Origin of the sequence: Pseudomonas sp. 3296, assembly GCF_031456615.1 — a bacterium.
Classification (GTDB): domain Bacteria; phylum Pseudomonadota; class Gammaproteobacteria; order Pseudomonadales; family Pseudomonadaceae; genus Aquipseudomonas; species Aquipseudomonas mucoides.
Genome location: NZ_JAVDUY010000001.1, coordinates 835,842 through 847,105 on the forward strand (window position 1 = coordinate 835,842; position 11,264 = coordinate 847,105).

The 11,264-nt window shown below is 60.5% G+C and carries 11 protein-coding genes; all 11 read right to left on the minus strand.

Features of this window, described 5'->3' with window-relative positions; all coding sequences use genetic code 11:
* Positions 1-33: 33 nt before the first annotated feature.
* Positions 34-906 carry a CheW domain-containing protein gene (locus tag J2X66_RS04005; protein ID WP_310261138.1) on the minus strand — a complete coding sequence of 291 codons (873 nt, stop codon included), beginning with the start codon at positions 904-906 and terminating at the stop codon, positions 34-36.
* A gap of 27 nt (positions 907-933) precedes the next feature.
* Positions 934-1,722 (minus strand): ParA family protein, encoded by a 789-nt coding sequence (locus tag J2X66_RS04010; protein ID WP_027922376.1) that lies wholly within the window; start codon positions 1,720-1,722, stop codon positions 934-936.
* Positions 1,723-1,765: 43 nt separating this feature from the next.
* Positions 1,766-2,656: a flagellar motor protein MotD gene (gene motD, locus J2X66_RS04015; protein WP_310261141.1), complete on the minus strand. Its 891-nt coding sequence runs from the start codon at positions 2,654-2,656 to the stop codon at positions 1,766-1,768.
* Positions 2,657-2,671: 15 nt separating this feature from the next.
* Positions 2,672-3,412, minus strand: coding sequence for a flagellar motor protein (locus tag J2X66_RS04020; protein WP_027922374.1), 741 nt, complete (start codon positions 3,410-3,412; stop codon positions 2,672-2,674).
* Positions 3,412-4,551, minus strand: a complete 1,140-nt coding sequence (locus J2X66_RS04025) for a chemotaxis response regulator protein-glutamate methylesterase (RefSeq protein WP_310261146.1) — start codon at positions 4,549-4,551, stop codon at positions 3,412-3,414. The genes J2X66_RS04020 and J2X66_RS04025 overlap by 1 nt, the downstream gene beginning before the upstream one ends.
* Before the next feature lie 49 nt (positions 4,552-4,600).
* Entirely contained in the window at positions 4,601-6,841 is a 2,241-nt protein-coding gene (locus J2X66_RS04030) for a chemotaxis protein CheA (protein ID WP_310261148.1), read from the minus strand.
* A 54-nt stretch (positions 6,842-6,895) separates the two neighbouring features.
* Positions 6,896-7,684 carry a protein phosphatase CheZ gene (locus tag J2X66_RS04035; RefSeq protein WP_310261151.1) on the minus strand — a complete coding sequence of 263 codons (789 nt, stop codon included), beginning with the start codon at positions 7,682-7,684 and terminating at the stop codon, positions 6,896-6,898.
* A 22-nt stretch (positions 7,685-7,706) separates the two neighbouring features.
* On the minus strand, positions 7,707-8,078 hold the full coding sequence (locus J2X66_RS04040; RefSeq protein WP_003183998.1) for a chemotaxis response regulator CheY: 372 nt from the start codon (positions 8,076-8,078) through the stop codon (positions 7,707-7,709).
* 167 nt (positions 8,079-8,245) lie between these two features.
* The gene (gene fliA / locus J2X66_RS04045) at positions 8,246-8,986 is read right to left on the minus strand and encodes an RNA polymerase sigma factor FliA (protein WP_007894214.1); all 741 of its coding nucleotides are present in this window, start codon (positions 8,984-8,986) and stop codon (positions 8,246-8,248) included.
* The gene (gene fleN, locus J2X66_RS04050) at positions 8,983-9,813 is read right to left on the minus strand and encodes a flagellar synthesis regulator FleN (RefSeq protein ID WP_003222917.1); all 831 of its coding nucleotides are present in this window, start codon (positions 9,811-9,813) and stop codon (positions 8,983-8,985) included. The genes fliA and fleN overlap by 4 nt, the downstream gene beginning before the upstream one ends.
* Positions 9,814-9,929: 116 nt before the next feature.
* Positions 9,930-11,264, minus strand: coding sequence for a flagellar biosynthesis protein FlhF (gene flhF, locus J2X66_RS04055; RefSeq protein ID WP_059181376.1), 1,335 nt, complete (start codon positions 11,262-11,264; stop codon positions 9,930-9,932).

Genomic DNA, 11,264 nt, shown 5'->3' on the forward strand with positions numbered 1-11,264 from the left:
TGTGCATCGGCAGTGACTGCCGAAGCGTGTTTGTTATGTCGGTTTGTGAGCCGGTTTCTTGATGCTGCTCAGGTGCTTTGCCCCGCCACTGGCGATCAGTTCGGCCAGTGCGGAAACGTCGAGCAAGGCACACATGTGTTCAATCACGGTGCCCGCCAGCCAGGGTCGTTGACCCCGGTGGCTGCGCCATTTGATTTCGTTGGGGTCCAGGCGCAACGAGCGGCTGACCTGATGCACAGCCAGCCCCCACTCATAGCCCTGAACCGAAATGACGTATTGCAGGCCTTGGCGGAAGTCATCGCGGTAGCGGTCGGGCATGACCCAACGCGCGGTATCGAGGACTTTCAGGTTGCCAGCCTGGCTCGGGAGAATCCCGAGGAACCACTCCGGCTGACCGAACAGCGGCGTCAGCTCGTGACCGGCCAACGAATAAATCGAACCGAGGCACACCAGCGGCACCGCCAGCGTCAGGCCGGCGACGTCGAACAACAGGCATTCGAAAGGCTCGGCGGCCCACGATGGACGCCCGTCAGTTTCGACCGGAGGCGGCGTGTTGCTCGGCGGAAGATGAACTTCGACAACCGGTGGCACCAGCGTTTGCAGCATTGGTGCAATGGTCGATACCGGCGCGAGGATCGGTGCCGGTGCGTCCATGACAGGTGCTGGCGCCTTCACGACTGGCGCAACGACAGGGGCAACCACAGGGGCCACAACCACCGCCGCATCACGCGCCTGTTCTTCGAGCACCGCCAACTGAAACTCGTCGAGGGTGCTTTCAGGCTCGGTCACTTCGACGGGCGCTTCGATGACGGGCGACAGCTCCTCGGTCGCGTCCTGCAGCAAGCTGTCCAGATAGCTCTGGAGCGCCAGTTGCGGGCGAGAGGTGATTTTCACCGGCCGATTCATTTAAGCACCACGCAAGGAAGGTTCATCTCACGCCACCTGCGCAACGGATTGCTGCGCCAGCAAATGCTTGAGCAGCGCGCGGTAAGCCAGAACGCCGCGGCTCTTGCCGTCGAACTGCGAAGGCGTGAGCCCGGCCCGGCTTGCATCACGCAGACGCGTGTCGACCGGAATGTAGCCTTGCCAGATTTCTTCCGGGTACAAGTCGCGCAGCACCCGCAGGGTCCCAAGGGAAGCCTGCGTGCGGCGGTCGAACAAGGTCGGGATAATGGTGAACGGCAGCGCCTGTTTGCGTGAGCGGTTGATCATCGCCAGGGTGTTGACCATGCGTTCAAGGCCTTTGACGGCGAGGTGCTCGGTCTGCACCGGGATCACCAACTGCTGGCTCGCCGCCAAGGCATTGACCATCAGCACGCCGAGCAACGGCGGGCTGTCGATCACCGCGTAATCGAAGTCCTGCCACAACTGCGCCAGGCTCTTGGCGATCACCAGACCCAAACCACTCTGCCCCGGCGACTGACGCTCAAGGGTGGCCAGCGCGGTGCTTGAGGGCAACAGGGAAATGCTTTCGTGGCTGGTGGGCAACAGCAACTGACCGGGCAAGCCTTGCGGCACGCTGCCCTTGTGCAGGAACAAGTCGTAGCTGCTGTGTTCCAGGGTGTCGGGATCGTAGCCGAAGTAACTGGTCATGGAGCCGTGCGGGTCGAGATCGACCACAACCACGCGCTTGCCCGCCTCGGCCAGCAAACCGGCTAAAGCGATAGAGGAAGTGGTTTTACCAACACCACCCTTTTGATTGGCAACTGCCCAGACTCTCATTCGAAGGGTTCCGCCCGGTCGACAGAGTCAACCGAGAAATAGCTCAACGTGTTAATACGGGTGACGGAGAATTGACGGCGCTCTCTCGTACCGGCGACTTGACCGGGGTCGGTGCAGTTTGTGTGCCAGCACGCTTCAACGCGGCGTCCGGTTGTGCATGAGCGGTACCGGTGCCGGTCAGGCTGCGGCGGACATCGAGGTTGCGCGACACTACCAGCACCACACGACGGTTGCGTGCGCGGCCTTCGGCAGTGGCGTTGTTGGCCACTGGCTGGAACTCGCCGTAGCCGACGGACGCCAGGCGGCTGGGGTTCACACCCTGCATCGCCAGCATGCGCACGATGCTCGCGGAACGGGCCGAGGACAGCTCCCAGTTGGTCGGGTACTGCGCGGTGCGAATCGGTTGATCATCCGTAAAACCTTCGACGTGGATCGGGTTGTCGAAAGGCTTCAGAATCCCGGCGACCTTGTCGATGATGTTGAACGCGACGTCGCTGGGCATGGCATCGCCACTGCCGAACAACAGGCTGGAATTGAGTTCGATCTCGACCCACAACTCGTTGCCGCGCACGGTCATCTGGTTGGAGCTGATCAAGTCACCAAACGCGGCACTGATGTCATCGGCGATGCTCTTGAGCGGATCGTTGGAACCGGCTACACCTGCATCGACCTGCTCGCTGTCTTTCACCAACGGTTTTGCCGGCGTCACGGTCATCGGCCGCTCTTCGCCGACCGGAATCGGCTTGAGCGAGCGATCGGCGTCGGTGAAGACCCCGATCAACGCTTGCGAGATGACTTTGTACTTGCCTTCGTTGATCGAAGAGATCGAGTACATGACCACGAAGAACGCGAACAGCAGCGTAATGAAGTCGGCATAGGAAACGAGCCAGCGTTCATGGTTTACATGTTCTTCAGGTTGCCGACGACGTGCCATGATCCATGTCTCCCATCAATCCATGAAGCCCTGAAGCTTCAACTCAATAGAGCGAGGGTTTTCACCCTCGGCGATCGACAGGATCCCTTCCAGCAACATTTCGCGATAACGCGACTGACGCAAGGCCACGGACTTGAGCTTGGAGGCAATTGGCAGCAACACCAGGTTGGCACTGGCCACGCCGTAGATGGTCGCGACGAAGGCCACGGCAATGCCGCTGCCCAGTTGGGTCGGATCGGCGAGGTTGCCCATGACATGGATCAGGCCCATCACTGCCCCGATAATCCCGATGGTCGGCGCGTAGCCGCCCATGCTTTCAAAGACTTTGGCGGCCTCGATGTCGCGGCTTTCTTGGGTATAGAAATCCACTTCCAGGATGCTGCGAATTGCTTCCGGTTCGGCACCGTCAACCAGCAGTTGCAGGCCTTTGCGCGAGTAGCTGTCAGGTTCGGCATCGGCCACCCCTTCAAGACCGAGCAGGCCTTCCTTGCGGGCGGTCAGGCTCCAGTTCACCACGCGATCAATGCCACCGGCGAGATCAACGCGCGGCGGAAACAGAATCCAGCCAAGAATTTGCATGGCGCGCTTGAAGGCGCTCATTGGCGATTGCAACAAGGCTGCGCCGATGGTCCCACCCAATACGATCAACGCTGCCGGACCATTGGCCAGCGCGCCGAGGTGACCACCTTCAAGGTAGTTCCCGCCAATGATGGCGACGAACGCCATGATGATGCCAATCAGGCTTAAAACATCCATCAGATACACGCCTCGACCAGGTGCTTGCCAATATCTTCCAGCCCGTAGATCGCATCGGCGAGATCGGCTTTGACGATGGCCATCGGCATGCCGTAGATCACGCAACTGGCTTCATCCTGAGCCCAGATCGCGCTGCCGCTCTGTTTGAGCAGGCGAGCCCCTTCACGACCGTCGGCGCCCATGCCGGTCAGCACGACCGCCAGAACTTTGTCGCCGTAGGACTTGGCGGCAGAACCGAAGGTGATGTCCACGCTTGGTTTGTAATTCAGACGCTCGTCGCCTGGCAGGATTTTCACCGCGCCACGGCCATCGATCATCATTTGCTTGCCACCCGGTGCCAGCAACGCCAGGCCAGGACGCAGGATGTCGCCATCCTCGGCTTCCTTGACGCTGATGCGGCAGAGCTTGTCCAGGCGTTCGGCGAAGGCCTTGGTGAACGCCGCCGGCATGTGCTGGATCAATACCAGCGGCGCCGGGAAGTTGGCCGGCAACTGGGTCAGGACCCGTTGCAGTGCAACCGGACCGCCCGTGGACGTGCCGATGGCCACCAGTTTGTAGGCTTTGCGTTTCGGTGCAGGCGACGATGGGCCGGACGACACAGGCGCATGGGTGCGTGCCGGAATCGGAGCGGGCGCTGGACGCGACGGTGTGTGGCTGCCGTAGCTGCTGACGCTTGCAGGCGCAGGTGTTGGGACAGGTGCGGCGACCGGGGCCGGTGCACTGTAGGTATTGGCGCGACGGTTACTGCGCGAAATGCTCAGGATCTTCTCGCACAGCAGTTGCTTGACCTTCTCCGGATTACGGGAGATGTCTTCGAAATTCTTCGGCAGGAAATCCACTGCGCCGGCGTCCAGCGCATCAAGGGTGACCCGGGCGCCTTCGTGCGTCAGCGAGGAGAACATCAACACCGGCGTCGGGCAGCGCTGCATGATGTGCCGCACGGCCGTGATGCCGTCCATCATGGGCATTTCGTAGTCCATCGTGATCACGTCCGGCTTGAGGGCCAGGGCCTGATCGATCGCCTCTTTTCCGTTGGTCGCCGTTCCGACGACCTGGATATTCGAATCCGCTGAAAGAATTTCCGAGACGCGGCGGCGGAAAAACCCCGAATCGTCCACCACCAGGACTTTGACTGCCATAAACACTCCGTTAGACGGAGCGAGGCTCAGTCGCCCCGCCCCACCAGAATCAAATACGCCGCGTGGCGTAACGCTTGAGCATGCTCGGAACATCGAGAATCAGCGCAATGCGGCCGTCACCGGTGATGGTGGCGCCCGACATGCCCGGAGTTCCCTGGAGCATTTTGCCCAATGGCTTGATGACCACTTCTTCCTGGCCCACCAACTGATCGACGACAAAGCCGATCCGCTGCGTGCCCACCGAAAGGATCACCACATGGCCTTCGCGCTGCTCTTCGTGAGCGGCGGAGCTGACCAGCCAGCGCTTGAGGTAAAACAGTGGCAGCGCCTTGTCGCGGACAATCACCACTTCCTGGCCGTCCACCACGTTGGTGGTCGACAGGTCGAGGTGGAAGATCTCGTTGACGTTCACCAGCGGGAACGCAAACGCCTGGTTGCCAAGCATGACCATCAGCGTCGGCATGATCGCCAGGGTCAACGGGACCTTGATGACGATCTTCGAGCCCTGGCCCTTGGTCGAGTAGATGTTGATCGAACCGTTGAGCTGGGAAATCTTGGTTTTCACCACGTCCATGCCCACGCCACGACCCGACACGTCGGAGATCTCGGTCTTGGTCGAGAACCCTGGCGCGAAAATCAGGTTGTAGCACTCGGTATCGCTCAGGCGATCCGCCGCGTCCTTGTCCATCACACCGCGTTTTACCGCGATGGAACGCAGGACGTGCGGGTCCATGCCTTTGCCGTCATCGGAGATCGACAGCAGGATGTGGTCGCCTTCCTGTTCCGCCGCAAGGACGACTCGACCGCCACGGGACTTGCCCGAGGCTTCGCGTTCTTCCGGCGACTCGATGCCGTGGTCGACCGCGTTGCGCACCAAGTGGACCAGCGGGTCGGCCAGGGCCTCGACGAGGTTCTTGTCGAGGTCGGTTTCTTCGCCGACCAGTTCCAGGTTGATCTCTTTCTTGAGCTGGCGAGCCAGGTCGCGAACCAGGCGCGGGAAGCGCCCGAAGACTTTCTTGATCGGTTGCATCCGGGTCTTCATGACCGCGGTTTGCAGGTCAGCCGTGACCACGTCGAGGTTCGACACCGCCTTGGACATGGCTTCGTCGGCACTGTTGGCCCCCAGGCGAACCAGGCGGTTACGCACCAGTACCAGTTCGCCGACCATGTTCATGATTTCGTCGAGACGCGCGGTATCGACCCGCACGGTGGTCTCGGCTTCGCTCGCCGGTTTTTCCGGTGGCGGCGCAGCCGGAGCACGGGCCGGGGCCGGTGCAGCAGCGGCAGCCGGTTTCGGTGCCTCGGCTTTCGGTTCTGGTGCTTTGGCCACCGGTGCCGCTGCCTTGGCAGCGGGCGCCGGGGCAGTGACGACAGTGCCTGTCGCCACATCGGTGAACTTGCCTTTACCGTGCAATTCGTCGAGCAGCGATTCGAACTCGTGATCGGAGATCAGATCCCCACCCACCGCGGCTGCGGATGGCGTAGGTGAAGCCGGTACCGAAGCAATGGCCGACTCCAGCGCATCCACCGCAAAGTTGCCTTTGCCGTGCAGCTGGTCGAGCAGTGCTTCAAATTCGTCGTCGGTAATGTCGGAGCTGTCACCTGCCGCTTTCGGCGCAGCCGGTGCGGCGGGCGCAGGGGCCACGGCATCCACGGCGAACTGGCCTTTACCGTGCAATTGATCGAGCAACGACTCGAACTCGGCATCGGTGATTTCGTCGCTGGCAGCGGCATCGCTGGCAGGCGTCGGTGCTGCAGCCACGGGTGCTTCGGCCTGAGCCTTGACGGCGTTCAGCGAGTCCAGCAGTTGTTCGAATTCGTTATCGGTGATGTCGCCCGATTCGCTTTCGGCGGCAGGCGCTTCAGCCACGTGAGCCACCGGAGCAGCTTCATCTGCTGTTTGCGGCTCGGCCAGACGGGCCAGGGCCTCCAGCAATTCAGGTGTCGCCGCCGTCACGGGGCTGCGCTCGCGGACTTCGCCGAACATGCTGTTCACCGCGTCGAGCGCTTCGAGGACCACGTCCATCAGTTCCGAATCGACGCGACGCTCACCCTTGCGCAGGATGTCGAACACGTTCTCGGCGATGTGGCAGCACTCCACCAGCTCGTTGAGCTGGAGGAAGCCGGCGCCCCCTTTTACAGTGTGAAAACCGCGAAAAATTGCATTGAGCAAGTCCGCATCATCCGGTCGGCTTTCCAGCTCGACCAGTTGTTCGGACAGTTGCTCTAGAATCTCGCCGGCCTCAACCAGGAAATCCTGAAGGATCTCTTCATCGGCGCCGAAGCTCATTAAGGGGGTGCTCCTACAGGTCTAAAAACCTAAAAAACCTAGAATGCTGAAACGCTAAAATCCCAGGCTGGATAGCAAATCGTCCACATCGTCCTGACCGGACACAACGTCTTCTCTTTTATCGGCATGAATCTGCGGACCTTCACCCTGAGAGAGATGTTTTTGTGGATCTTTTTCGGCGAGCATCGATTCACGGTCATGTTCGATACCCGCAAAGCGGTCTACCTGGCTGGCCATGAGGACGAGCTTGAGCAAATTGCTTTCAACTTCGGTGACCAACTGGGTCACGCGCTTGATCACCTGACCGGTGAGGTCCTGGTAATCCTGAGCCAGCAGGATGTCGTTGAGGTTGCTCGACACCGTGCGGTTGTCCTCGGTGCTGCGTGTCAGGAAACCGTCGACGCGGCGGGCCAGCTCACGGAACTCTTCAGCCCCGACTTCGCGACGCATGAACCGGCCCCAGTCCGTGCTCAACGCCTGGGCTTCTTCGCTCAGGCTGTTGACCAGCGGCGTGGCGCTTTCCACCAGGTCCATGGTGCGGTTGGCCGCGGCCTCGGTCAGCTTGACCACATACCCCAGGCGCTCGGTGGCGTCCGTGATCTGCGACACTTCCTCGGCTTGCGGCATGTTCGGGTCAATCTGGAAATTGACGATCGCGCTGTGCAGCTCGCGAGTGAGCTTGCCCACTTCCTGATACAGGCCACGGTCACGGGTCTGATTGAGCTCATGGATCAGTTGCACAGCCTCGCCGAACCTGCCTTTTTCAAGGCTGGCGACCAGTTCGACGGCATGTTTTTTCAGGGTCGATTCAAAATCGCCCTGTGAAGATTCTTTATGCTCCATAGCTCCCCCGTGGCGCAGTGGATCAACCGATGCGTTCGAAAATCTTCTCGATTTTTTCTTTCAACGCCTGGGCCGTGAAGGGTTTGACCACATAGCCGTTTACACCGGCCTGGGCCGCTTCGATGATCTGCTCGCGCTTGGCTTCAGCGGTCACCATCAACACCGGCAGGTGCTTGAGCTTTTCATCGGCGCGCACGTGGCGCAGCAGATCGATACCGGTCATGCCAGGCATGTTCCAGTCCGTTACCAGAAAGTCGATGCTCCCGCTGTTGAGAACCGGAATGGCGGTAGTGCCATCGTCAGCCTCGACCGTGTTGGTGAACCCAAGGTCACGCAACAGGTTTTTTATGATCCGCCGCATCGTTGAGAAGTCATCAACGATGAGGATTTTCATGTTCTTGTCCAATTCGACCTCCAAGCAGTCTTAAACGCGCCCAGCACCTGGACGCGCCATTTCAATCAATCCGGCAATTCACTCGATGACTGTCTGGAGCACAACAGATCGCGACCGGTGCCGTTCAAATCCGCACCAGCCCCGTTCGCAGTGTCCCCACACTGCCTTCAGCGCGCTCGCCACTCCCCCAAACGCCCCCGCAAACGGGCCGCGCACTGGCTGTGTAACTGGCTGACCCGCGATTCGCTGACCCCCAGGACCTCACCGATTTCCTTGAGATTCAACTCTTCGTCGTAGTACAGCGCCAACACCAGTCGCTCACGCTCCGGCAAATTGGCAATCGCGTCCGCCAGCGCCGCCTGGAAGCGTTCATCTTCCAGATCGCGTGACGGCTCCAGATGTGCACTCGCGCCATCCTCGTGCAGCCCTTCGTGTTCGCCGTCCTGCAACAGATCGTCGAAACTGAATAAGCGGCTGCCCAGGGTGTCGTTCAAAATCCCGTAATAATCGTCGAGACTCAATTGGAGTTCGGCCGCAACCTCGTGATCTTTAGCGTCACGGCCGGTTTTAGCTTCAATAGAGCGAATTGCGTCACTGACCATACGGGTATTTCGGTGGACCGAACGTGGCGCCCAGTCCCCCTTGCGTACTTCATCAAGCATGGCGCCGCGGATTCGTATGCCCGCGTACGTCTCGAAACTGGCGCCTTTGCTGGCGTCGTATTTGGTCGACACTTCAAGCAGGCCGATCATCCCGGCCTGGATCAGGTCTTCAACCTGGACACTGGCCGGCAGACGGGCCAGCAAGTGGTAAGCAATGCGTTTGACCAGTGGCGCGTAACGCTCGATCAGCTCGTACTGCGCGTCACGTGCCGACTTCTTGTAGAGGTTGTAGCCACTGGCTGTCATAGAACGGGTCCTGCGGTCTGTTGCACGAGGCGCTCGACGAAAAACTCAAGGTGCCCGCGCGGGTTGGCAGGCAGCGGCCAGGTATCAACTTTCTGCGCGATGGCCTTGAACGCCAGGGCGCACTTGGAACGCGGGAAGGCTTCATACACGGCACGTTGTTTCTGCACAGCCTTGCGCACGCTTTCGTCGTAAGGCACCGCGCCGACGTATTGCAAGGCAACGTCGAGAAAGCGGTCGGTGACCTTGGTCAACTTGGCGAACAGGTTGCGACCTTCTTGCGGGCTCTGGGCCATGTTGGCCAGGACACGGAAGCGGTTCATGCCGTAGTCGCGGTTAAGCAGTTTGATCAACGCGTAGGCGTCGGTGATCGAGGTCGGCTCGTCGCAGACCACGAGCAAGACTTCTTGCGCTGCGCGAACAAAACTGACTACCGAGTCACCTATGCCCGCAGCGGTGTCGATCACCAATACGTCGAGGTTGTCGCCGATGTCGCTGAACGCCTGGATCAGGCCGGCGTGTTGAGCCGGGCTCAAATGAACCATGCTCTGGGTGCCGGATGCGGCCGGAACAATTCGAATACCGCCCGGGCCCTGCAACAGAACGTCGCGCAGCTCGCAGCGGCCTTCGATCACGTCGGCCAGGGTACGTTTGGGTGTCAGTCCCAACAGGACGTCGACGTTCGCCAGGCCCAGGTCAGCGTCCAACAGCATGACGCGACGGCCGAGTTCAGCCAGGGCCAGCGACAAATTCACTGACACGTTAGTCTTGCCGACGCCACCTTTGCCGCCGGTCACCGCGATCACCTGTACGGGATGCATGCTGCCCATGTTATTTCTTTACCTTGTCTTGCATAGACGGAGGCCACATTACTGGCTGCGCGTTCACAAATGGAACAATGCATGGCAGACCATCGATGTAGGTACAAAAACTGTTCATGACTACCTTAGCCAACCTGCTTGGTCGGGCTGTGGTAAATATCAGCGAACATATCAGCCATGGCTTCTTCGCTGGGTTCTTCCTGCATTTGCACGCTCACGGCGCGACTGACCAATTGATGACGGCGCGGCAGATGCAAATCATCCGGAATCCGCGGGCCATCGGTCAGGTACGCCACCGGCAATTCATGACTGATCGCCAGGCTCAGCACCTCGCCCAGACTTGCCGTTTCATCCAGTTTAGTCAGGATGCAGCCAGCGAGCCCGCAGCGCTTGTAACTGTGATAAGCGGCTGTTAGAACCTGTTTTTGGCTGGTGGTTGCGAGCACCAGGTAATTTTTTGATTTGATGCCACGCCCGGCCAGGCTTTCGAGCTGCATGCGCAGGGCCGGATCGCTGGCCTGAAGGCCTGCGGTATCGATCAGCACCACGCGTTTGCGCAGCAGTGGCTCCAGCGCCTGAACCAGCGACTGGCCCGGATCGACGTGGGTCACCGACACATTGAGAATGCGCCCCAGCGTCTTGAGCTGCTCCTGGGCGCCAATGCGAAAGCTGTCCATGCTCACCAGCGCGATGTTCTGCGCGCCGTACTTGAGCACGTAACGGGCCGCGAGCTTGGCCAGGGTGGTGGTCTTGCCCATGCCGGCAGGGCCGACCATGGCAATCACGCCGCCCTCTTCCAGTGGCTCGACTTCCGGTGTGGCAATCATCCGCGCCAGATGCGCCAGCAACATGCGCCAGGCCTGACGAGGCTCATCGATATCACCGATCATGGCCAGCAGATCGCGCGACAACGGGCCGGACAGGCCGATGCGTTGCAGGCGACGCCAAAGGTTGGCCTGGGCCGGCCGGCTGCCTTGCAGCTGATTCCAGGCCAGCGAACCGAGCTGTACTTCCATCAGTTCACGCAGGCTGTTGAGTTCGAAGCGCATCGAGTCGAACGCACGTGGATCAACGCCGCCGGCAGCCGGTGCCGGGGCAGGCGCCGAGCGACGCGGTTCGGCGTAGGTCGGCTCGATCAGTGGCTCGGCAGCGGTCAGTGGCAGGCCGGCGAACAACTGGCGATTGGTGGTCTTGTCGCCTTCGGTCTCGCCATCGCCACGCAGGCTCAATTCGGCCTGGGCAGTGACGATGCGCGATTGGGTCTTGCGCAGCTCATCCTCGAGTTCCATGTTCGGAACACGCGGGGCCAGCGCCGACAATTTGTAATCCAGCGCAGCCGTCAGCTCGACACCACCGGCAATCCGGCGATTGCCAATAATGGCGGCATCGGCGCCCAGCTCATCACGAACCAGTTTCATGGCCTGACGCATATCGGCGGCGAAAAAACGCTTAACTTGCAT